21 protein-coding genes and 2 other annotated features are annotated in these 22,590 nt (G+C 46.0%); of the genes, 18 read left to right on the top strand and 3 right to left on the bottom strand.

The genetic code is table 11. The annotated features are described in order from the left end of the window. Positions 1-11 precede the first annotated feature (11 nt). Positions 12-1,133, top strand: a complete 1,122-nt coding sequence (gene mnmA / locus U719_RS11375; RefSeq protein WP_023468916.1) for a tRNA 2-thiouridine(34) synthase MnmA — start codon at positions 12-14, stop codon at positions 1,131-1,133. A gap of 13 nt (positions 1,134-1,146) precedes the next feature. Beyond that, the gene (locus U719_RS11370) at positions 1,147-1,812 is read left to right on the top strand and encodes a lipopolysaccharide assembly protein LapB (RefSeq protein ID WP_023468915.1); all 666 of its coding nucleotides are present in this window, start codon (positions 1,147-1,149) and stop codon (positions 1,810-1,812) included. A gap of 45 nt (positions 1,813-1,857) precedes the next feature. On the opposite strand, the gene U719_RS11365 is transcribed toward U719_RS11370, so the two are convergent. Beyond that, a complete protein-coding gene (locus tag U719_RS11365) occupies positions 1,858-2,406 on the bottom strand; it encodes a VOC family protein (RefSeq protein WP_023468914.1) in 549 nt (182 codons plus the stop codon). A gap of 116 nt (positions 2,407-2,522) precedes the next feature. Between U719_RS11365 and U719_RS11360 the strand changes: the two genes are divergently transcribed. From U719_RS11360 to U719_RS11290, 15 genes are all read left to right on the top strand, one after another. After that, positions 2,523-4,748 carry an ATP-dependent RecD-like DNA helicase gene (locus U719_RS11360; RefSeq protein WP_023468913.1) on the top strand — a complete coding sequence of 742 codons (2,226 nt, stop codon included), beginning with the start codon at positions 2,523-2,525 and terminating at the stop codon, positions 4,746-4,748. A gap of 42 nt (positions 4,749-4,790) precedes the next feature. Next, positions 4,791-5,001: a binding site (T-box leader), on the top strand. Between the two features lie 57 nt (positions 5,002-5,058). Then, the gene (alaS, locus tag U719_RS11355; protein WP_023468912.1) at positions 5,059-7,701 is read left to right on the top strand and encodes an alanine--tRNA ligase; all 2,643 of its coding nucleotides are present in this window, start codon (positions 5,059-5,061) and stop codon (positions 7,699-7,701) included. A gap of 34 nt (positions 7,702-7,735) precedes the next feature. Then, a complete protein-coding gene (locus U719_RS11350) occupies positions 7,736-8,005 on the top strand; it encodes an IreB family regulatory phosphoprotein (protein ID WP_029342229.1) in 270 nt (89 codons plus the stop codon). After that, complete coding sequence (ruvX, locus tag U719_RS11345; protein ID WP_023468910.1) at positions 8,002-8,424, top strand: Holliday junction resolvase RuvX; 423 nt, start codon at positions 8,002-8,004, stop codon at positions 8,422-8,424. The genes U719_RS11350 and ruvX overlap by 4 nt, the downstream gene beginning before the upstream one ends. A 14-nt stretch (positions 8,425-8,438) precedes the next feature. Then, the gene (locus U719_RS11340; protein WP_023468909.1) at positions 8,439-8,726 is read left to right on the top strand and encodes a DUF1292 domain-containing protein; all 288 of its coding nucleotides are present in this window, start codon (positions 8,439-8,441) and stop codon (positions 8,724-8,726) included. After that, positions 8,713-9,006, top strand: a complete 294-nt coding sequence (locus U719_RS11335) for a DUF1292 domain-containing protein (RefSeq protein WP_023468908.1) — start codon at positions 8,713-8,715, stop codon at positions 9,004-9,006. Before U719_RS11340 ends, U719_RS11335 begins: the two co-directional genes overlap by 14 nt. A gap of 78 nt (positions 9,007-9,084) precedes the next feature. Next, entirely contained in the window at positions 9,085-10,233 is a 1,149-nt protein-coding gene (gene mltG, locus U719_RS11330; RefSeq protein WP_023468907.1) for an endolytic transglycosylase MltG, read from the top strand. Positions 10,234-10,304: 71 nt separating this feature from the next. Continuing rightward, positions 10,305-10,943, top strand: a complete 639-nt coding sequence (locus tag U719_RS11325; RefSeq protein WP_023468906.1) for an O-methyltransferase — start codon at positions 10,305-10,307, stop codon at positions 10,941-10,943. Positions 10,944-10,959: 16 nt separating this feature from the next. Then, on the top strand, positions 10,960-11,607 hold the full coding sequence (gene udk, locus U719_RS11320; protein WP_023468905.1) for a uridine kinase: 648 nt from the start codon (positions 10,960-10,962) through the stop codon (positions 11,605-11,607). A gap of 56 nt (positions 11,608-11,663) precedes the next feature. Beyond that, the gene (greA, locus tag U719_RS11315) at positions 11,664-12,137 is read left to right on the top strand and encodes a transcription elongation factor GreA (protein WP_023468904.1); all 474 of its coding nucleotides are present in this window, start codon (positions 11,664-11,666) and stop codon (positions 12,135-12,137) included. Between the two features lie 52 nt (positions 12,138-12,189). After that, positions 12,190-12,888: a 5'-methylthioadenosine/S-adenosylhomocysteine nucleosidase gene (gene mtnN, locus U719_RS11310; protein ID WP_023468903.1), complete on the top strand. Its 699-nt coding sequence runs from the start codon at positions 12,190-12,192 to the stop codon at positions 12,886-12,888. A 106-nt stretch (positions 12,889-12,994) separates the two neighbouring features. After that, positions 12,995-13,939: a beta-ketoacyl-ACP synthase III gene (locus U719_RS11305; protein WP_023468902.1), complete on the top strand. Its 945-nt coding sequence runs from the start codon at positions 12,995-12,997 to the stop codon at positions 13,937-13,939. Between the two features lies 1 nt (position 13,940). Beyond that, complete coding sequence (fabF, locus tag U719_RS11300) at positions 13,941-15,179, top strand: beta-ketoacyl-ACP synthase II (RefSeq protein WP_023468901.1); 1,239 nt, start codon at positions 13,941-13,943, stop codon at positions 15,177-15,179. A gap of 223 nt (positions 15,180-15,402) precedes the next feature. Beyond that, positions 15,403-16,830 (top strand): peptide ABC transporter substrate-binding protein, encoded by a 1,428-nt coding sequence (locus U719_RS11295; protein WP_158408701.1) that lies wholly within the window; start codon positions 15,403-15,405, stop codon positions 16,828-16,830. 205 nt (positions 16,831-17,035) lie between these two features. Then, positions 17,036-18,679, top strand: coding sequence for a peptide ABC transporter substrate-binding protein (locus U719_RS11290; RefSeq protein WP_023468899.1), 1,644 nt, complete (start codon positions 17,036-17,038; stop codon positions 18,677-18,679). Between the two features lie 98 nt (positions 18,680-18,777). On the opposite strand, the gene trpS is transcribed toward U719_RS11290, so the two are convergent. Further along, positions 18,778-19,779: a tryptophan--tRNA ligase gene (gene trpS / locus U719_RS11285; RefSeq protein WP_023468898.1), complete on the bottom strand. Its 1,002-nt coding sequence runs from the start codon at positions 19,777-19,779 to the stop codon at positions 18,778-18,780. A gap of 51 nt (positions 19,780-19,830) precedes the next feature. Beyond that, positions 19,831-20,036 (bottom strand) — a binding site (T-box leader). Positions 20,037-20,092: 56 nt separating this feature from the next. Next, a complete protein-coding gene (locus U719_RS11280) occupies positions 20,093-20,473 on the bottom strand; it encodes a DUF3899 domain-containing protein (protein WP_023468897.1) in 381 nt (126 codons plus the stop codon). Between the two features lie 272 nt (positions 20,474-20,745). Here U719_RS11280 and U719_RS11275 point away from each other — a divergent pair, with 272 nt between their 5' ends. Then, entirely contained in the window at positions 20,746-22,359 is a 1,614-nt protein-coding gene (locus U719_RS11275) for a peptide ABC transporter substrate-binding protein (RefSeq protein WP_023468896.1), read from the top strand. Positions 22,360-22,590: the final 231 nt, after the last annotated feature.

The following is a 22,590-nucleotide window of genomic DNA, read 5'->3' as shown; positions in this document are numbered from 1 at the left end:
AGGTGAAATAAATGAATACACGAGCAAAAGCCCCGAGTGAAACGACAGTCGTCGTTGGGATGTCGGGCGGTGTCGATTCTTCTGTGACGGCTCATTTATTAAAAGAGCAAGGCTATAACGTCATCGGAATCTTCATGAAAAACTGGGATGACACGGATGAGAACGGCTTTTGTACGGCGACGGAAGATTATGAAGACGTCATCGCCGTAGCCAATCAAATCGGCATTCCGTACTATGCAGTCAATTTCGAGAAAGAGTACTGGGATAAAGTATTCACGTACTTCCTCGATGAATATAAACTCGGTCGGACACCGAATCCGGACGTCATGTGTAACAAGGAAATCAAGTTCAAAGCCTTCCTCGATCACGCGATGCGTCTTGGTGCCGATTTCGTCGCGACAGGGCACTATGCGCGTGCCGTCTATGAGGATGGAGAACATAAATTGCTTCGAGGCGTTGATGCAAACAAGGATCAAACATATTTCTTGAATCAATTGTCGCAAGAGCAAATCGCGAAGGCGATGTTCCCGATCGGGCACATGGAAAAATCAGAAGTGCGCCGGATCGCAGAAGAAGCGAACCTCGCAACGGCGAAGAAAAAAGACTCGACAGGCATTTGCTTCATTGGCGAGCGGAACTTCAAACAGTTCCTCGGTCAATATCTGCCGGCGCAACCCGGTGAGATGCGGACACTTGACGGCAACGTCATGGGACGTCACGATGGATTGATGTACTATACGATGGGGCAACGTCATGGACTCGGTATCGGTGGCGACGGAGAGCCTTGGTTCGTCGTCGGGAAAAATTTAGAGGAGAACATCCTCTATGTCGATCAAGGATTCCATAACGAATTGTTGTATTCGGAAGGGTTACTTGCTTCAGATGTCAGCTGGACATCTGAGCGTCCGGTCGGTGAGACATTCCGTTGTACGGCGAAATTCCGTTACCGTCAACAAGATACAACCGTCACGGTTCGTGTCCTCGAAGATGGACTCGATGTTTCATTTGACGAGCGTCAACGAGCAATCACACCAGGACAAGCAGTCGTGTTCTATGATGGGGACATCTGCCTCGGTGGTGCGACGATCGATGCAGCCTATAAAGCAGGCGAACGCCTCGCTTATCTAGCGTAAGGAGCAAAAGAAGATGAACTATAATGAAGTAGGGTTCCGGCATCTAGAAGCTGGAAATTATGAATTAGCAGCGCAAGCGTTTAACGACGCGATCGAAGAAAATCCAAAAGATCCGACAGCGTACGTCAATCTTGGAACATTACTCCAATCGATGAACGACGCTGATCGTGCCCTTCGTTTTTATGATCGGGCACTGATGATCGATAATACGTTTGCGAGTGCCTATTATGCAAAAGGGGCGCTGTTCTTTGCTGCCGATCAACTCGTCGAAGCAGAGGAATCATTGCGGGCAGCGTTATTATATGGACTTGACGACGCGGATCTCCATTTCATGCTTGGGATGACGTATCAAAAACTCGGTGATCCAGTACGTGGTTTACCTCGTCTACAGCGCGCGTCCGAATTAAACGGTGTCGATATCGAGATCGCATTCCAATACGGACTTGCCTTAGCGCAAAACGAGAAGTTGGAAGAAGCGGTCGAGATGTTCGAGCATGTCTTGATGCTTGACGAAACGCATACAGATGCACGATACAATTATGCGATTGCCCTTGCTTTCCTTGGTCAACAAGAAGCCTGTTATGCAGAACTCGAAGCCGTTCTTGCCTACCAGCCGGAACACGCCCTTGCGCGGGACGCGAAAGCGAAGATGGATGCGTTATTAAAACAAGCAGACTGATATAAAAAAGACGATTCCGCCTGGAGTCGTCTTTTTTTATGCTATTTAATTCCCAACTTCACGGATGACACGAAGTGGTGGACCGGAAAAGTCTTCATAGGCTTCATCCATGTTTTTCGTGTACAGTTCGATGACGTTATTTTCCGTATCCTTGAAATAAGCAGAATGTTCTTTTTGATTCGATGTCTCCTGTTCGTCCCATTCTCTGAGCTTCACGGTGATTGATGCTTCCCGCAATTGATTCAAGGCTTGCTGGAACTCGTCCTTCTCAACGTAGAAAGCACAGTGGACATGGACACCACCTTCATCGTACAACGTGTCCCATTCGGATACTGGTAAGTGTTTGACGGTCCGTTCTTCCATCGTGAAGTCTCGCTTCAGCCACAGGCCGAGTCGAGTATTACCGCCAATGTAAAGCCACGTGGCCCAGACCCCGTCTTGTTTAGATTGTTCTTTACTTGGTTCCGCATCTTCAGGAGCCCATTGCTCGACGACTGGAATGCCTAGTGTCCCATTCCAAAAGCCAACCGCACGGTCCATATCCTCGACTTCAAGTACTAATTCACACAATCCTGCAATCGGTAAACGTGCCATCCTTAAACTCCTCCTCTTAACGAAATGTTTCAGGGTATCTTTCCCTGATTTAAAATCCGGTAAACGAATGCTATGATGAAAGCAGCGAATGAAAAAGAGAGAAAGAAGGTGGAGTGATGGAGCACCCCCATCAAGTCGTCGGGCGCGTCAAACGTGTGCTCTTTTCTTCTGAAGAAGAAGCACACTCCATTGTATTGGTCGCCGTCAAAGAAAAGAACTTTGAACTGAAAGAAACCGAGCTCGTCATCACGGGTACTGGGGTTGGGATCGAACTCGGAGGAACGTATCAAGCATTCGGTCGTCTCGTCGATCATCCCCGATTCGGAAAACAACTGAAGGCGGAACTGATTCGGCGATCGGTTCCGATGACAAAACATGCGACGATCCGCTTCTTGACGAATGGTTCGTTCACCGGCATTGGTCCGAAGACAGCGAAAAATATCGTCGATGCTCTCGGAGAAGAGGCAGTGGATCTCATTTTGAAAGATGAACGGGTACTGAATCAGGTGCCTGGGTTAAAACAAAAACAAGCTGACATCATCTTGAGTCGACTCGCCACGTTATACGGTGTCGATCAGTTGATGCTGTTCTTAGCACCATTTGATGTTACGCCGAAGCTAGCGGCAAAGATTTATGCTGCTTACGAAGGGGACGCCATGGCGCGAATACGAGAGAATCCATATTCCTTGATGTATGAAGTGAATGGGATTGGTTTTAAGACAGCCGATCATATCGCATCACATCTCGGACTCGTCGGATTACACCCGGAGCGCGTCGCTGCTTCGATCATGCACATATTAGAACAAGAAGCAGGAGAGGGACATGCCTTTGCGACAGTCGACTCACTATTGCAGCGAGCACCCCGTTTGCTTGGTGAAGACCCGGGTGAACGGCTAGAACAAGCGATTGAACTGTTGCTCGCTGAAGATAAGGTCAAGCTCGAAGAAGGCTGTTTGTATTTACCGACGATCTTTTATGCCGAAGTCCGAGCGGCGAAGGAACTGGCGCGCGTCATGGCGAACGGTGCCGAACAGGAAGTCGATGTCGCGACGATCCTTGAAGCAATCGGGCATCTCGAAGAACAGTTTGGCATGGAATATGCGGCGCAACAGCGAGAAGCGATCGAGTTAGCGGTCAAAGCACCGCTGATGGTCCTGACCGGTGGACCCGGTACCGGTAAGACGACTGTTATCAAGGGAATTTTACATGCCCTGCAAGAAATTCATGATTGGCCGCTTGAGAAGAGTCGCGTCAAGACGGGAGATGTTTATCCGTACGTCCTTGTTGCACCGACCGGACGCGCCGCTAAACGTTTGTCGGAAGCAACGGACGTCCCAGCGATGACGATTCATCGTCTGTTGAAGTATGACGGAACGAATTTCCAATTAAATGAAGATCAGCCGATCACCGGGAAAGTACTGATCATCGATGAGTCGTCGATGATTGATATCTACTTGTTATCGAGTCTGCTCCGTGCTGTGCCGAACGGTATGAAAATCTTGTTCGTCGGTGACCGCGATCAGTTACCATCCGTCGGTCCAGGGCAGGTGCTGGCAGATTTGATGGATACGGAAGGGATTCCCGTCGTTCGTTTGAACGTCGTCCATCGCCAAGCGGAAGATTCTTCGATTTTACGGCTCGCGCATGATTTGAAGAACCGGACGACGTCAGCTGATTTGTTATCACCACTTGCGGATCGTCGCTTTTACACCGCGTCTCCGCAAGAGACGTTACGCGGCATCTCAGCCTTCGCGGAAAAAGCACTCGCAAAAGGGTATTCGAAATTCGATGTTCAGGTTCTGGCACCGACTTACCGTGGGCAGGTCGGAATCGACGAACTGAATGTCGCCTTGCAACGCGTCTACAATCCGGAGGAACCGAAAAAACGCGAAGTCAAACAAGGCACTCGGATTTACCGGACCGGGGATAAGATTCTTCAGCTCGTCAATAATGCGGAAGAGAACGTCTATAACGGAGATATCGGCGAAATCGTCAATATCTTCTTCGCCAAAGAGAACGTCGACAAGGTGGATAAGATCATCGCCCGCTTCGACCAGACGGAAGTCGAGTACAACCGGAGTGACTGGGATCAATTCACGCATGCCTACGCGATTACGATCCACAAGGCACAAGGGTCCGAGTTTCCGATCGTCTTGATGCCGGTCTATTTCACGGGGGCATTCAAGCATTCCCGAAACTTGATTTATACGGCGGTCACCCGTGCGAAGTCGAGTTTATTATTGTTCGGCGACCCACGAGCGTTTCATAAAGCGTCGCAAGAAGAGGAGCCGCGGCGCCGAACACGATTGATTGAACGACTCGGTGGGGTGACAAAGACTTGACGGATGCTGTGTGATAGGTAATAATCACGATAGATGAATGGACGTAACACGTTGATGGAAGATAAGTAAAAGGAAAACTCGAGTCCAGAGAGAAGTGAGTCTGCTGCAATCACTTTCTCGAGTCCCTTTGAAGCTCCTTCCGGAGTCGGGTGTAAACACCTGCGGGTCATCCCCGTTATCAGATGTTCGAGGTAGGCAATGGATTGCTTACGAACGAGGGTGGTACCACGGAAGCGATGCTTTCGTCCCTTTTCAGGGATGAAGGCATCGCTTTTTTGCGTCCAAATAAAACCAATGGGGGTAACTGTTCATGAAAGCTCTAAAACCATTAACGGGTGCACAAATCCGTCAGATGTATCTTGATTTCTTCCAAAGCAAAGGGCATGCGATCGAACCGAGTGCTTCACTCGTACCGGTCGAGGATCCATCGCTCTTGTGGATCAACTCAGGGGTTGCGACACTCAAGAAATATTTCGATGGTCGTGTCATTCCTGATAATCCACGTATCGTCAACGCACAAAAATCAATCCGGACGAATGATATCGAAAACGTCGGGAAAACAGCACGTCACCATACGTTCTTCGAGATGCTCGGAAACTTCTCTGTCGGTGATTACTTCCGTGAAGATGCAATCAAATGGGGCTGGGAACTCTTGACGAGTGATGACTGGTACGGTCTTGACCCGGAACGTCTCTCGGTCACGATTCACCCGGAAGATGACGCAGCGCGTCAAATCTGGCTTGAACTCGGTGTACCGGCTGAGCGGATCATTCCACTTGAAGATAACTTCTGGGAAATCGGTGAAGGTCCATCTGGTCCGAACACGGAAATCTTCTTCGACCGTGGACCTGCTTTTGGAGACGATCCGAACGATTCAGAACTCTACCCAGGTGGCGAAAACGAACGCTATCTCGAGATCTGGAATATCGTTTTCAGTCAGTATAACCACGATGGACACGGCAACTACACGGAACTTCCGCGTAAAAACATCGATACAGGAATGGGACTCGAACGGATGGCATGTGTCATGCAGGACGTGCCGACGAACTTCGATACGGATCTGTTCATGCCGATCATTCACAAAACAGAAGAGATCAGCGGTAAAATCTACCGTGATGATTCGAAACTCGATGTAGCATTCAAGGTCATCGCAGACCACATCCGTACTGTGTCATTCGCAATCGGTGACGGTGCGCTTCCTTCGAATGAAGGTCGTGGATATGTCCTTCGTCGTTTACTACGCCGTGCGGTTCGTTATGCGAAGATGCTTGGAATCGAACGTCCGTTCATGTATGAACTCGTCGATACGGTCGGGAATGTCATGGTCGACTTCTACCCACAAGTTCCAGAAAAAGCAGACTTCATCAAACGTGTCATCAAAAACGAAGAAGAACGTTTCCATGAGACACTTCATGACGGTCTTGCAATCTTGAACACAGTCGCTCAGACGTCTAAGGAGAACGGTGAGCATGTTATCAGTGGCGAAGATGCGTTCCGTCTGTATGACACGTATGGTTTCCCACTCGAATTGACAGTCGAGTATGCGGAAGATCATCAGATGTCTGTTGATGAAGAAGGCTTCAAACTAGCGATGGATGCACAACGTCAGCGTGCACGTGCAGCGCGTGAAGAGAGTGGTTCGATGCAACAGCAATCGGAAGTCCTTTCGACGCTAAAAGATAAAAGTACGTTCGTCGGCTATACCGACCTTAAGGCGGATGCGAAAATCATCGCATTGTTGCATGATGGAGAACGAGTCACAGAAGTCGCTGCTGGTGAAGAAGCACAAGTCATTCTCGACATCACACCGTTCTACGCTGAAAGTGGTGGTGAAGTCGCGGATACAGGAACAATCGAAGGCAAAGACTTCGTTCTTGATGTCAAAGATGTTCAAAAAGCACCAAACGGTCAAAACTTGCATACGGTCATCGTTCGTACAGGGATCGCAACGGAAGCTGCAGACGTCGTTGCAACAGTCGAAGCAGCAGAGCGTAAAGCCGTCACGAAAAACCATACGGCAACACACTTGCTTCATAAAGCATTGAAAGATACGCTCGGAACACACGTCAACCAAGCAGGATCACTCGTTTCTCCAGATCGTCTTCGTTTCGACTTCTCACACTTCGGTGCAGTGACACAAGAAGAGTTGACGAAGATTGAACAAGACGTCAACCAAGCAATCTGGGCATCACTACCGGTTGATATCGAAGAGATGAACATCGCTGATGCAAAAGCAAAAGGCGCAATGGCATTGTTCGGTGAGAAATACGGTGAAACGGTTCGTGTCGTCTCAGCAGGCACATACTCGATCGAGTTGTGTGGCGGTATCCACGTCGGGAACACTGCCGAAATCGGCTTGTTCAAGATCGTTTCAGAGTCTGGTATCGGTGCAGGTACACGCCGAATCGAAGCGGTAACGGGTGCAGGCGCATATCGTGTCATGAATCAACACTTGGAAACACTCGAACAAGCAGCAGCTGTCTTGAAGACGAAGACGACAGAAGTTCCTGTTCGCATCGAAGCACTGCAACAACAGCTCCGTGAGACGGAACGGGCGAATGAATCGTTGCAAGCAAAACTCGCGAACATCGAAGCTGCTTCATTGAAGGACGATGTTGAGAAAATCAACGGTGTGCGTGTGCTTGCGAAACGGGTCGATGTCTCAGATATGGATGCTCTTCGCGGTATGATGGACGAGTTGAAGAGCTCGCTCGGATCGGCAATCATCGTTCTCGGAAGTGCGCAAGGCGAGAAAGTCAATCTCGTCGCAAGCGTCTCAAAAGATTTAATCGACCAAGGCTATCATGCTGGTAAATTGATCAAGGAAGTCGCAACACGCTGCGGTGGTGGCGGTGGCGGTCGCCCTGACATGGCTCAAGCTGGTGGAAAAGATGCGTCGAAATTAGAAGAAGCACTCGCGTACGCTTCACAATACGTGCAATCACTGGCATAATAGAAACGTAGTGTATATGAAAGAGGTGATGAACGTGAGTCAGATGGATCAAACGATGAAATTCAACTTTCCGGAAGACGATAACAAAGCAGCGACACGGGATGTGTTGTTGACGGTCTATCATGCTTTAGAAGAAAAAGGATATCATCCGATCAACCAAATCGTCGGCTATCTCCTTTCAGGAGATCCTGCTTACATTCCTCGTCATAATGACGCACGTAATTTAATTCGTAAGATTGAACGCGACGAATTGCTCGAAGAACTCGTGAAATCTTATTTGGCGGAGAGTGGAAATTCAAAATGAAACGTGCAATGGGACTAGATGTCGGTTCGAAGACGATCGGGGTAGCGGTCAGTGACTTGATGGGCTGGACGGCGCAAGGCGTCGAGACGGTCAAGTGGACGGAACCGGATTACCCAGAAGCCTTCAAACGGCTCGATGTCATCATGAAGACATACAATGTCGAAATCCTAGTCATTGGTCTTCCGAAAAACATGAACGGTTCCATCGGTCCCCGCGCAGAAGCAAGTGAAGCTTTTGCGAAGGAAATCGAACAGCATACCGGGCTTGAAGTCGTCTTCATGGATGAACGGTTGACGACGATGCAAGCAGAACGGATGCTGATCGATGCCGATGTCAGCCGTAAAAAGCGTAAACAAGTCATCGATAAGATGGCTGCCGTCATGATCCTGCAATCGTACTTGGATCGGACGAACCGATGAAGGGGGAGAAACCGATGGCTGAAGAAAAACGTCAGTATCTCTTTCCAGATGAAGAGGGCGGCGAACATCTTTTCGAAGAATGGTACCGTTACTCGAGTGAACGTACAGGAAAAACCTATCTGTTTCTTGAAATGATCGGTAACCCTGACGAAGGAGCAGATGATCTGATCATCTGTGAGATCGATGAATATGGAGAAGGCGAAGATGATTTCGAATTGAGCCTGATCGATGAAAATGATGAGCAAACTTGGGATGAACTCGAGCTTGCGTTAAAGGAGCGGATCACTGATGCAACAGAATGAACCAACACGTTACGTAATTCCGGACGGCGAAGGAAATGATTTCGAATTCGTAGAACGTCTGCGTTACGAAAGCCCACGTTCGAGTAAGACATACATCTTCCTTGAGCCAATCGGAGCAGACTATGACGAAGCAGAAGAAGTCGATATCTTCGTTTACGAACTTGACGAATACGGTGATGGAGACAACGACTTCAACCTCGTACCGATCGATGAAGATGATACAGCGACTTGGGATGAAATCGAAGAAGTCTTTAACACGCTCGAAGATCAGTTAGACTAACCCGACTCATGACAGGTGACGTCGTAAGAGACTTTCTCTTACGATGTCACCTTGTTTTAAGAGAAGAAGGAGGAACCGATGGAGAACGAATGGAAGCAAAATGCCGAAATCGAAAAAAGGCGACGCCGGACATCACGGCGGATTACGCTAATCATCCTTTCTGTATTGTTGACGATTTTTCTAGTTGCCAGTGCGGTCGTCTATGTCTTTTTGAAAAATGCGCTTGAACCAGTCGATGAAACAGCGACGAAATCCGTCAAAGTCGAAGTTCCTTTAGGAGCAGGGACGAGTACGATTGCCTCCTTACTAAAGGAAAAAGACTTGATCGCAAACGAGACGATTTTCCGTTATTACGTCCGTTATAAGAATGAATCGTCATTCCAGGCGGGTACGTATACACTGTCACAAGCCATGTCCCCGGATGAAATCATCAATGAATTAAAGACGGGAACGGTCATGAAGGCAGCGGATGTGAAAATCACGTTACCTGAAGGCATCACGATGGATCGTCAAATCGCTTTGATCGCGAAAGCAACGAACTTCAAGGAAGAGACGGTCCGTAAAGAATTGACGGATGCGACATTCATCGACAGCATGATTGAAAAATATCCGATGTTGACGGATGAAGTGAAAAAAGATGGTGTCCTGTATGCACTTGAAGGGTACCTCTTCCCAGCAACGTATGAGTTTGATAAAGGAAAAAGCATTGATCAAATCGTCGAGACGATGCTCGATGAAACAGAAAAAGTCTACGATGAGAATGCGGATGCCATTCAAAAGTCTGGCATGACCTTCCATGAAGTACTCAGTCTCGGTTCCATGGTCGAGCGTGAAGCGGCGACAGCAGATGATCGTCGTGAAATCGCTGGTGTCTTTAAAAATCGATTGGATGACGGTATGAAGTTACAGTCGGATCCAACGGTTTGGTATGGCACAGGTGAAAATACGGCTTTAACGACGCTGAAGGATCTCGAGAACAATTCGAAGTACAATACGTACAAGTACGAAGGGATTCCGATTGGTCCGATTTCAACGGTCAGTAAGGATTCGGTACTTGCCGTGTTAAATCCGAATAAAACGAAATATGTCTATTTCTTCGCCCGTCCACCAAGTGATAAACATCCACGAGGACAGATTCTATACGAAGAGACATATGAAGAACATCAACGAAACGTCGTTAAGTATAAGCCGGAATGGGTGGAATACGAAGCGAGTAAAGAGCAATGAGCAACGGGTTGGGTTGAAGCGGGAAGTTCGCTTCAAGTCAACCTGTTTATGCGGAAGAGGGAGTGAATGGCGTGAATGATTTCACGACCTATGTCGAATCAATGATTCATCCTCGAGATGCTCTGTTAGAAGAAATGGAGCGTTATGCGGAAGAACATCATATACCAATCATCGAACTGACAGGTTCCGAAGTCTTGTTATCGCTCCTGCGATTACAACAACCGAAGCGCATTTTAGAAGTCGGAACCGCAATCGGATATAGTGCGATTCGGATGGCGCGTGCGCTACCGGATGCGCGCATTACGACGATTGAACGAAATGCAAAGCGGTATGAAGAAGCAAAAACCTTCATCGCCCGGTCAGATGTGGCGGACCGGATTGACATCATTTTCGGTGATGCAGTAGAATTAGCCGAAACGCTTGAAGACCAGTTCGATGCGGTCTTCATTGATGCCGCTAAAGGACAGTATAAAAAATTCTTTGCAGGATATGGGCGACTCATTCCTGAAGGCGGCGTACTCTATACGGATAATCTCTTCTTACACGGAGATGTCCTCGAGTCTGATCCGAAGACATTCGATCGAAGAAGACGTCGACTCGTGCGTCTCGTCAAGGAATTCACGGTCTGGATGATGGAACAAGAACAATACGATACGACGATTTTTCCGCTCGGTGACGGTGTATCCGTCAGTCGGAAAAAGTCGAAATGATGGAGGAACGAATGACATGCAAAAACCGGTAGTAATTGGCGTAGCGGGCGGAACGGGTTCAGGGAAGACGACGGTGGCACGTTCACTCGTCGATGCGTTCCCAAGTGAATCAATCGTCATGATTGAGCAGGACGCGTATTATAAAGATCAAAGTGATTTATCAATGGAGGAGCGGTATCAGACAAACTATGATCACCCGTTCGCTTTTGATAATGGTCTGTTGATTGAGCACATTCAGTCGCTCCGTGAAAACATTGCCGTTGAAAAACCGGTATATGATTATGTCGCCCACACACGGGCACAAGAAACGATTCGTCTCGAACCACGCGATGTCATCATCGTAGAAGGAATTTTAGCGCTTGAAGACGAACGGTTACGGGAACTAATGGATATCAAGGTGTTCGTCGATACGGATGCGGACGTTCGCATTCTTCGTCGGATGCAACGTGATATTAACGAACGTGGACGCTCGATCGACTCAGTCGTTGAGCAGTACACGAACGTCGTTCGTCCGATGCATCTGCAGTTCTGTGAACCAACAAAACGGTATGCGGACATCATCGTACCGGAAGGCGGCGAGAATCATGTCGCGATCGATTTACTCGTGACGAAGATTCGAGCGATTCTTGATTATCGTTCAGCACTCGATCAAAGAGGATATTGATTCCAAAAAAGATGTGAATATACTATACTAGTGGAATAAAAAGGAGCGTGACAAAAATGGCAGAAAAGCAATACTACATGACGCTTGAAGGTAAAGCGAACATTGAAAATGAATTGAATGAATTGAAGTCAGTCCGCCGGAAAGAAGTCGTCGAGAACATCAAGATCGCCCGTTCGTTCGGTGACCTTTCAGAGAACGCAGAGTACGATTCAGCAAAAGAAGAGCAAGCGATGGTCGAAGGCCGGATCGCTCAACTTGAAGAGATGCTTCGTAATGTTGCCATCATCTCAGAAGAAGAGAAGGATATCTCGGTCGTCAGTATCGGAACGACAGTCACTTTCTTAAGTGTCGAAGATAACGAAGAAGATACGTACACGATCGTCGGTAGTGCCGAAGCAGATCCGTTCACGGGTAAAATCTCGAACGAATCACCAATCGCGAAAAGTTTAATGGGGCACCAAGTCGGAGATCAAGTCTCTGTACCAGCACCCGGCGGCGAATACGCAGTAAAAATTACATCGATCAAATAAAGAACACAGGAGCCGGAGCAATCCGGCTTTCTGTTTGATGGAGGAATGAATTATGCCAATCGCAATCATCGGCGCAATGGAAGAGGAAGTCAACTTATTGCGTAATGAGTTATCAGAACGTAAAGATACAGTCATCGCAAACTATCATTTTTATGAAGGGCTTTTAAATAGCGTTCCTGTCGTCATCTTGAAGTCAGGAATCGGGAAAGTGAACGCTGCGATCGGGACGACATTATTGCTAGACCACTACAAACCAAGTGCTGTCATCAATACAGGCTCAGCAGGCGGATTCAAGGAAGGGTTAACGGTCGGGGATGTCGTCGTCTCAACAGAAGTACGTCACCACGACGTCGACGTGACGGCATTTGGATACGAATATGGACAGGTACCTGGAATGCCAGCTGCCTATCAAGCAGATCCGAAGCTTGTTGCAACGGCAGAAGCCGTCATCGAGCGGATGGATGCAATTCGCGTCGTTCATGGATTGATTGCGACAGGTGATTCGTTCATCCACGATTCAGAGCGCTCTGCTCAAATCAAGGCGCACTTCCCAGAAGTCGCAGCCGTCGAGATGGAAGCAGCACCAATCGCACAAGTCTGTCATCAGTTCGGTGTTCCGTTCGTCGTAACGCGTTCGATTTCAGATAGCGCCAATGAAGAAGCGTCACTCTCGTTTGATGAGTTCCTCGAGATTGCGTCAATCAATTCCGCTAAAATGGTCATGGAAGTCGTACGGACGTTAGCAGAATGAGGTATGGGGAAGGGCACGGGAGACCATGCTCTTCCTTTTTTCTTTGACAAAAGCATATTAACGCTTTATATTAGTACCAGATACTAATAACAAAAGGGGATGCCTTATGAAGATCGGGATTGTAGGATTAGGAACGTCTTTGCCGTCACGCCGCGTGACGAACGATGAATTAGCAACGACGCTCGATACGAGCGATGAATGGATTCGGACACGGACAGGAATCGGGGCACGACGGATTGCAGCCGATGATGTGGATGTCACTGACTTAGCGACAGAAGCTGCTCAGAAAGCGCTTGATGATGCTGGATTGACAGTAGAGGACATCGGGTTGATCGTCGTCGGAACGGCAACAGGACGAGCATTTCCGTCTACTGCCTGTATCGTTCAAGAGCGTCTTGGAGCACGCGGAGCGACTGCATTCGATATTAGTGCGGCATGTAGTGGTTTCATCTTTGCATTACAAACAGCTGCTAGTATGTTAGCAACAGTCGAAGGAAAACATGCGCTCGTCATCGGTGCTGAAAAAATGTCGAGTATCGTCGACTGGTCAGACCGGTCAACTGCCATCTTATTTGGAGACGGTGCAGGGGCAGTCGTCATCGGATCAACTGAGCAAGAGGGTCTTAATGCCTTTGAGCTTGGAACAGATGGACGCGGAGCACATTTGTTATTTAAGGACATCGATGGACCAATCGAGATGAATGGTCGTGAAGTCTTTAAGTTCGCTGTTCGCAAATTACCGGAAATCGTTGAAAAAGTCATTCAAAAAGCGGATAGCACACTCGAAGACATTGATATCTTGATTCCGCATCAGGCAAACCTACGAATTATCGATGCAGCGTGCGAACGACTGCATATACCGCAAGAGAAAGTCATCGTCACCATCGATGAGCATGCGAATACATCGGCTGCTTCAATCCCACTCGCGCTCGAAGAAGCACGTCAACAAGGACGCTTGACACCTGGTACGAAGCTCGTACTTGCTGGATTTGGTGCCGGATTGACTTGGGGAGCAGCATACATTACTTGGACTAAAGGAGAGAACACATAAGATGATGAGAAAACGCGTTGTAGTCACAGGAATCGGAGCACTGACACCAATCGGGAACGATGCTAATACATTCTGGGAAGCATTAAAAGAAGGAACGAACGGGATTCGACCGATGGAGCGTCTCGATATCGATGAATATCCAACAAAGGTCACTGGCGAATTGCAGAACTTCGACGTGACAGAATTCATCGAGGCGAAAGAAGCACGCAAGATGGACCGCTTCGTTCATTACTCACTTGTCGCAAGCATGGAAGCTGTAAAAGATGCTGGAATTGATATCAAGTCGATTGCTGAACGTGCAGGTGTCTGGATTGGATCAGGGATTGGTGGCGTGGAGACAATCGAGAAACAAGCAAAAATTTACTTCGAGCGCGGACACCGTCGTGTCAGCCCGTTCTTCATTCCGATGATGATTCCGAACATGGCAAGCGGTCAGGTATCGATCTATACCGGAGCCAAGGGGCCGAATAACTGTTCTGTCACAGCATGTGCTTCAGGAACGAATGCGATCGGGGAAGCACTTCGTGTCATCGAACGGGGCGATGCAGATGTCATGATCGCTGGTGGAGCGGAAGCACCAATCACGAACTTAGCGTTTGCTGGTTTTTGTTCCAACAAAGCGATGTCAACGAATCACGATCCTGAGACAGCAAGCCGTCCGTTTGACGAAGGACGTGATGGATTCGTCATGGGAGAAGGAGCAGGCATCTTGATTCTTGAAGAGTACGAGCATGCGGTAGCACGTGGCGCAAAAATCTATGCCGAAGTCAGTGGGTATGGATTAACAGCTGACGCCTACCACATCACAGCTCCAGATCCAGATGGAGACGGTGGAGCACGTGCGATGGCAATGGCAATCCAAGATGCAGGTATCGCACCAGGAGCAGTCGGATATATCAATGCACACGGAACGAGTACACCGATGAACGACATTCTTGAAACGAAAGCGATCCACAGTGTCTTCGGTGAACAGGCAAAACAACTCGTCGTCAATTCGACGAAATCGATGATTGGTCACTTGCTTGGTGGCGCAGGTGGGGTCGAGGCGATTGCGACGATTAAATCGCTACAAGAACAAACCGTTCACCCAACGATTCATCTCAAACAGCCGAGTGAAGGTTGTGATCTTGATTACGTGACGGAAGGTGCACGGAGCGTCGAATTGAATTACGCCCTGAGCAACTCGCTCGGGTTCGGTGGACACAACGCATCACTCGTCTTCAAACGTTACGAAGCTTAAGCTTAAGCGATTCCCTTGGAAAAACGAGGGGGTCGCTTTTTTGCTGATTTTCTGATTCAATAGAGAAATGCGTGTTTGACGCAGAAAGGAGTCGTTTATGACTAACATCACAAGAAAAACATCAATCCTGATACTGATCCTATTTTTATTGATTGGTCTCAGTGGTACGCTCATATATCGTCTATCATCTCAAAAGACGAAAACAGATCAGGAGACCCAAGCAGTGAAGGTTGAATTAATTGAATCATCACTCCCGAAAACATCCGATATTGCGTTAGCGACGGATAGCCGTTCTCAGACACTGTTAGCACAACTGTATGAAGGATTATATGTCTTTACTTCTGGGACATCCGTCCGTAGAGGATTAGCACAGGATATGTCAGTCTCAAAGGATCGTCTGACGTATACGATTCAACTCAAACAAACGAAAAATGCGCAGGGTCAGTCGATCACGGCACAAGACTTTGTCGATAGTTTCCGACGTGTAGCAGCTAATAAAACGAATTCTCCTTATGGTTTTTTATTTGAAGTGTTTGAAAATGGACGTGCCGTCAACGACGGAAAAATGAAGCCAGAGCGTTTAGGTGTAAAGGCGAAAGGACGCGATCAACTTGTCATCACGCTGAATCAGCCGGTTTCGAATCTAAAAGAATTACTCGCGATGTCCGTCTTTTATCCCCAACCGGAATCTAAGAAGTGGCAGGAGCTCACGGGTAATGGTGCGTTTACACTAGAACAGATGTCGAAAAACGGATATACGCTTAAGAAAAACAACCAGTATCATCAACAAAATGTTGTCACGGTCGAGAAAGTGAAAAGTCGCATCATCTTTGATCATCAGACGCAATGGAGTACGTATGAGAACAGTAAAGCAGCGATTCTTCCGTTACAAGAGAGTGTCGAGACACAAGAAGATCAAGTCTCTCGACCAACCTATCAAAAAAAGCGAAGCGGTGTCTTTTATATCGCATTTAATCAAAAAAATGAAGCCTTCCGCGAAAAAACACTCCGACAACGAATTGCTTACGCCTTGATAGAAAAAGAGTCCGTTCAACTTCCTTTAGGATATGCAGGCATTCCGACGAATCGATTCGTTGTCACAGATACGAATGTATTAATGACAGAACCGGTACAAGTAAAAAAAGAAAATGGTAAACAACAGAAGAAACAACGAATCGAGATGCTTAATTTTGATGATCCACAGGCAAAACGGATCGGGAAACAGCTCGAGACGTATCTTGAGAAACAGTTGCCTGATATTGATATCGTCCTTAAACCCGTTGCGATTGAAGAGAAAATAAATAAAGAACAATCAGCACAATATGCGATGACACTTACAGGTTGGATGCCAGATTATCCAGGTCCACTTGCGTATTTGAATCAGTTCGTTTCGGATAATCCGTTAAATTCCGTAAACTATCAATCCGATACGTATGATCAGACGATTGAAAAAGCACGACAGACACAAGATGTAAAGAAAAAACAAGCACTGTATCATCAAGCGGAAAAACGTTTAATTAAACAAGATGCTGTCATCGTTCCTTTGTATCAGACGACTGAAAAATTATATGTTTCTGATACGATTCAAGGAATTGAAGTCCCCATCTATGGACCAGAATACCTACTTCGATCGATGAAAATTCTAAAATAATTATTTAACTGGGACTATTTTTGCGTGTGGTCCCAGTCTTTTTTGAAAAAATATTTAGAAAAATCGGATAAAAGGTTTGCAAAATTATCAGAACATTGTAAACTATTTGTAACGAAGGGTTTGATTCGAATATAGTAATTCTTTTTTTTTCGGTCAAAAACCTGACAGTATCATGCTTTTAGAATTTTAGGGGGGTCATCGTAACATGAAGAAGAAAAGCTTTGCTCTAGCTACATCTGTAGCTCTCGTATCAAGTGCGTTCCTCGCAGCTTGTTCGACAACGGATTCAGGCGACAAATCGGGCGACACAGGTTCAAGCAAAAAATCAAGTGAACAAACGCTTAACTTGATTGAATCAGCTGATATTCCTACACTGAACCCGACGACTTCGACGGACTCAGTCTCATTCAACGTGTTGAATAACACAATGGAAGGTCTGTACCGTCTTGATGACAAGCAGCAACCAACACCAGGTATTGCTGAAAGCCACAAAGTATCGGACGACAAGTTGACGTACACGTTCAAATTACGTGATGCGAAATGGTCTGATGGTACACCACTTACTGCAAAAGATTTCGAATATGCATGGAAAGAAGTTCTAAATCCTGAGAACGCTTCACAGTATGCATATGTCTTCTACAATATCGAAGGTGCAGAAGAGTACAACACGAAAAAAGGCGATCGTGATGCTGTCGGTGTTAAAGCAGTCGATGACAAAACGCTCGAAGTTAAGTTAAAAGCACCTGCAGATTACTTCCTCGGTCTCACTGGATTCGGACCATTCATGCCGAAATCAGAAGAACTTTCGAAGAAAATCGGTAAAGACTTCGGTTCGACTGCAGATAAGTCGCTCTATAACGGACCATTCAAATTAACAGAGTGGACACGTGAGCAAGGCTGGAAAATGGTTAAAAACGATAACTACTGGGATAAAGATGCGGTCAAACTTAAAACGATCAACGTTAAGGTCGTTAAAGAGACAGCGACAGGTGTTAACCTTTACGAAAAAGGTGACATCGATCGTACAGGTCTAACTTCTGAGTTTGTTGCTCAGTACAAAGACAATAAAGAGTTTAAAACAAAAGGTGAATCAACAATCTTCTACCTTTACCTCAACACAAAGGTAAAAGCACTTGATAACGAAAAAATCCGTCGCGCCATCGATATGGGTTACAACAAAAAAGGAATCACGGATGTTATCCTTGCAAACGGATCACTTCCAGCAAACTATCTTGTACCAAAAGATTTCGCGAAAGACGCTGACGGAAAAGACTTCCGTGACAAGTATCCAACATTCAACGAATACAATGCAGACGAAGCGAAAAAACTCTGGGAAGAGGGCTTAAAAGAAATCGGTCAAAAATCGGTTGATCTTGAACTCTTGAACTATGATAGCGATGATTCGAAGAAAATTGGTGAGTTCTTGAAAGGCGAGCTTGAGAAAAACCTTCCAGGTATGAAGGTTACGATCAAGCAACAACCGTTCAAAAACAAACTTGATCTTGAGAACAAAGGCGATTTCGAGTTCTCAGTAGCGGGCTGGGGTCCTGACTATCAAGATCCAATGACGTTCCTCGATCTCTTCGTCACTGGCGGACCATACAACCGTGGTAAATGGTCAAATGAAGAGTACGATAAACTCATCAAAGACGCACAAACACAAACAGATGCAGCAAAACGTTGGTCTGAATTGCAAGAAGCTGAGAAAATCCTTCTTGATTCTGCAGCGATCTCACCTGTTTATCAGCGTGGACGTGCATTCCTCGTTAAACCATACGTCAAAGGAGTCGTCGAGCATAACTTCGGCGCAGACTTCTCTTACAAATGGGCTTCGATCGAAGGAAAATAAGCAAAATAAAAACTACTTCCGATTTCATCCGGAAGTAGTTTTTTTGTTTGGAAATATCAAAAAAGACCGGAGCATTCCGATCTCTTTTGGAGAAAAACTTATTTTTTTACTTTGGCACGCTTCCGCTGTAAGCCCATTGCCTTCTCGATTTTCGCGAGTTTTTTAGCGGCAACGGCTTCAGCACGGTCACGCCCAGCATCAAGAATCTGATCGAGTTCTTCCGAATCAATCAATTCATAGTAGCGTTGTTGAATCGGTTCAAGTTCCGAAATGATCGCTTCGGCGACATCTTCTTTAAATGTTCCGTAGTTCGAACCTTCATATTTAGTTTCGAGATCTGGAATCGAGATGCCAGCGAGTAGGGAGTAGATCTCAAGCAAATTCGACACACCTGGTTTGTTTTCTCGATCGAATTTGACGATACCTTCCGAGTCCGTGACGGCAGATTTCACTTTTTTACGAATGACGTCTGGTGCGTCAAGCATCGAGATGAAGCCTTTTGGATTCTGATCAGATTTTGACATCTTTTTGTCTGGCGTCGTCAGGCTCATGATCCGAGCTCCTGACTCAGCGATGATTGGTTCTGGTAATGTGAACGTCTCATAGTAACGACTATTGAAACGCTGAGCTAGGTCGCGCGTTAACTCAATGTGTTGTTTTTGATCATCCCCGACCGGAACGAGTTCCGCATCATAGAGTAGGATATCGGCTGCCATGAGTGTTGGATAAACAAACAGACCTGCACCAATCCGGTCTTTTCCTTGAGATTTATCTTTATACTGTGTCATACGCTCGAGCTCACCCATCCCGGAGAGACACGTCAACATCCAGCCGAGTTGCGCATGCGCTTTGACTTCCGATTGAACGAAGATCGTTGATTTTTCTGGATTCAGACCACTTGCGATGTAAAGTGCAGCGAGTGCACGTGTATTGTTCATCAGTTCGACACGATCGATATCGACCGTGATCGAATGTAAATCAACGACGCAATAATACGCATCATGCCCGTCCTGTAAGTTAACGAAGTGTTTCATGGCACCTAAGTAATTTCCGAGTGTCACTGTTCCTGTTGGTTTGATACCTGAGAAAATCGTTTTCATAGTGAAATCCCTCCAAATAATAAAATCAAAATAAAAAACGTCCCTTGAAAATCAAGGGACGAATCATCGCGTTGCCACCCAAGTTGCTATTCGCATAGCCGCTCAATTTGCTGTAATGGGCAACCCCATCTGACTCTACTTGATTCAAGTCAGCCACTCGAAAGTCCATTCACGTAGGCATCACCTGTCCATTTTCAGCACCATGGACTCTCTGAAAGGGATGTACCTAAGTTACTACTCTTTGTCGTCGTGTTTTCTTGTTTAATTCATTTAAGTTTACCATACGATAGAAGACACGTCACGGTGATTTCGATTAAAAGTAAGAGATGATCAGCGATACGATAATGAAGATGACACCGCTAGATACATAAGGTTTTGTTCGCGCAGAAGCCCGATTTTGCTTTTTACGGAGGACTTCTTCCTCTTCGTCATCATCTTCGTAGTAATCACCATCAATCTCTCGAAGCTTCGCCTCCCGTTGTTTTTTAAATCCAGCTGTCATGCCACGGAAGAAGCCGTTAGCCGACATGTTGGAAAAGAATCCGATTGCCATCAGCAAAAAGCCTCCAATGAACAACCCACCGGATAGATGGTATATAATACCGTGCGTCGAATCGATGATAGTCGCCCATATCGTATAAAGTAACACCAGAATGACCGCAATGATGACCGGTCGGAAATAGGTCGATTGCATGAAAAATCCCCCTTTATTGCATTGATACTCTTAGTATACGAAACTTTTAATCCTGTTACGAATCAGTAACAGACGAATGATGCAAAATAGCAAATAGTGTGACTATTTACTTGACGTTAATGCTATTCTCACATAAAATCAATTTATCACTTCGTTTAGGTTTTTGAAACTAGGTCAATGGATTTTGGGGAATACATTGCAGTTTCGACGGGACGTTATTGATGTCATAGGCATTATGGCAACTTGGAAATTGAAAAGGAGATGACTTACCGATGAAGAAAAAAACAGTCGGTCTTGCTTTATCCGTCATGCTTGCAGGAAGCGCTGTGCTTGCTGGATGTTCGACAGGTGGAGGAGATAGTGATTCAGGTTCGACAGACGGAAAGAAAAATTTACGTTTGACGGATACATCGGATATCACGACAGTTGACCCAGCGAAAGCTACGGATGCTGTCGCGTTTAACATGATCGGGAACACGATGGAAGGTCTTTATCGTTTAGACAAAGACGGAAAAGCGATTCCAGCACTTGCAGAAAAAACAGATATTTCAAGTGACAATTTAACGTATACGTTCACACTTCGTGATTCGAAATGGTCTGACGGTACGCCGGTCAAAGCACAAGACTTTGAATTTGCATGGAAGCGTGCAGCTGATCCGAAAACAGGTTCTGGTTATTCTTACATCTTTGACACGTTAAAAAACGGCTCTGATGTGACAAAAGGTAAAAAATCTGTCGACGAACTCGGTGTTAAAGCAATCGATGACAAAACGTTAGAAGTAAAACTTGAGCGTCCGGCTCCTTACTTCCTCTCATTGACATCTTTCGGTACGTACACGCCAATTAGCGAAGATTTCTACAAAAAGAATGAAAAAGACTTCTCACTTAAACCAGATAAATTGCTTTATAACGGTCCTTTCGTTTGGGAATCGTGGAAAACGGATTCAAAACGTGTTCTGAAAAAGAACGACAACTACTGGGATAAAGATGCCGTCAAACTTGATGAAGTTACGATCAGTGTCGTTAAGGATACGTCAACAGTAGCGAATCTTTATGATTCAAATGAGATTGATTATGCAGGTCTGACTTCAGAGCAAGTTGAAGCTTATAAATCGAAGCCGGAATTCAAAACAGCTCTTCGCTCTTCGATTGCTTATTTGAAATTCAACAACGAAGATGCAACGATGAAGGACGTGAATGCACGTAAAGCCATCGCTCGTGCGATCGATCCAAAAGGAATCACGGATACGCTTCTTGCGAACGGATCGATTCCAACAACAAGCTTCATTCCAAAAGAATTTGTCAAAGATGCATCAGGAAAAGACTATACAAGCGACATCAACTGGTTCGATCGTGATGCTAAAGAAGCAGCAGATCTTTGGAAAAAAGCAAATGGTAACAAAAAGACGACGATTGAATTGCTCTCATTCGATAGTGAAGATGCGAAAAAAATCGGAGAGTATATGAAAGGTCAAATCGAGAAGAATCTTCCAAACGTCACAGTTGCTATCAAGCAACAGCCGTTTAAGAATAAACTCGATCTTGAAGCAAAAGGAGATTATCAAATCTCTTACTCACTTTGGGGTCCAGACTACCAAGATCCAATGTCTAACCTCTCGATCTTTGAATCAACAAACAGCCAAAACGACGTCAAGTATAAATCCTCTGCCTATGATAAATTGTTGAATGCAGCGAATGAAGAGTCAGATTTAACAAAACGTCTTGATCTCTTTAAACAAGCGGAAGCACAATTGATCGAAAAAGATCAAGCGATTGCTCCAATTTATCAAGCTGGTTCTGCATATTTAAGCCGTCCGACGGTCAAAGATTTCAACCGTCAATTGTTCGGAGCAGATTTCCAATACAAATACGTTGACATTAAGTAATCGAGAATGGGAGCGTCCCCTGATCAGTTCGGGTACGCTCCTGTTTTATACTACTTTTTCTGAATGGAAACTCATTTTTTACGAAAATGTGAAAGTTTCGTAAAAAAGTAGTTCTAATTACTTTGTTAGCAAAGTATAATGGAATCAAACGAAAAATTCTGACTATTGGATGAAATTAGAAAAACATCCAAACGAACATCAAATCAAAGCACAATAAAAAAGAATTTTTAA

This window comes from Exiguobacterium sp. MH3 (genome assembly GCF_000496635.1).
Lineage (GTDB): Bacteria > Bacillota > Bacilli > Exiguobacteriales > Exiguobacteriaceae > Exiguobacterium_A > Exiguobacterium_A indicum.
Note: the sequence above shows the minus strand (reverse complement) of the source record. Positions and strands in the feature narration are given on the sequence as shown.

Coding starts and splice junctions, on each gene's coding strand:
- U719_RS11305 (WP_023468902.1), top strand. CDS start 12,995: ATGAAGATCGGGATTGTAGGATTAGGAACGTCTTTGCCGTCACGCCGC.
- U719_RS11280 (WP_023468897.1), bottom strand. CDS start 20,473: ATGCAATCGACCTATTTCCGACCGGTCATCATTGCGGTCATTCTGGTG.
- alaS (WP_023468912.1), top strand. CDS start 5,059: ATGAAAGCTCTAAAACCATTAACGGGTGCACAAATCCGTCAGATGTAT.
- mltG (WP_023468907.1), top strand. CDS start 9,085: ATGGAGAACGAATGGAAGCAAAATGCCGAAATCGAAAAAAGGCGACGC.
- fabF (WP_023468901.1), top strand. CDS start 13,941: ATGATGAGAAAACGCGTTGTAGTCACAGGAATCGGAGCACTGACACCA.
- U719_RS11370 (WP_023468915.1), top strand. CDS start 1,147: ATGAACTATAATGAAGTAGGGTTCCGGCATCTAGAAGCTGGAAATTAT.
- udk (WP_023468905.1), top strand. CDS start 10,960: ATGCAAAAACCGGTAGTAATTGGCGTAGCGGGCGGAACGGGTTCAGGG.
- U719_RS11275 (WP_023468896.1), top strand. CDS start 20,746: ATGAAGAAAAAAACAGTCGGTCTTGCTTTATCCGTCATGCTTGCAGGA.
- U719_RS11360 (WP_023468913.1), top strand. CDS start 2,523: ATGGAGCACCCCCATCAAGTCGTCGGGCGCGTCAAACGTGTGCTCTTT.
- U719_RS11335 (WP_023468908.1), top strand. CDS start 8,713: ATGCAACAGAATGAACCAACACGTTACGTAATTCCGGACGGCGAAGGA.
- ruvX (WP_023468910.1), top strand. CDS start 8,002: ATGAAACGTGCAATGGGACTAGATGTCGGTTCGAAGACGATCGGGGTA.
- U719_RS11365 (WP_023468914.1), bottom strand. CDS start 2,406: ATGGCACGTTTACCGATTGCAGGATTGTGTGAATTAGTACTTGAAGTC.
- U719_RS11290 (WP_023468899.1), top strand. CDS start 17,036: ATGAAGAAGAAAAGCTTTGCTCTAGCTACATCTGTAGCTCTCGTATCA.
- greA (WP_023468904.1), top strand. CDS start 11,664: ATGGCAGAAAAGCAATACTACATGACGCTTGAAGGTAAAGCGAACATT.
- U719_RS11340 (WP_023468909.1), top strand. CDS start 8,439: ATGGCTGAAGAAAAACGTCAGTATCTCTTTCCAGATGAAGAGGGCGGC.
- trpS (WP_023468898.1), bottom strand. CDS start 19,779: ATGAAAACGATTTTCTCAGGTATCAAACCAACAGGAACAGTGACACTC.
- mtnN (WP_023468903.1), top strand. CDS start 12,190: ATGCCAATCGCAATCATCGGCGCAATGGAAGAGGAAGTCAACTTATTG.
- mnmA (WP_023468916.1), top strand. CDS start 12: ATGAATACACGAGCAAAAGCCCCGAGTGAAACGACAGTCGTCGTTGGG.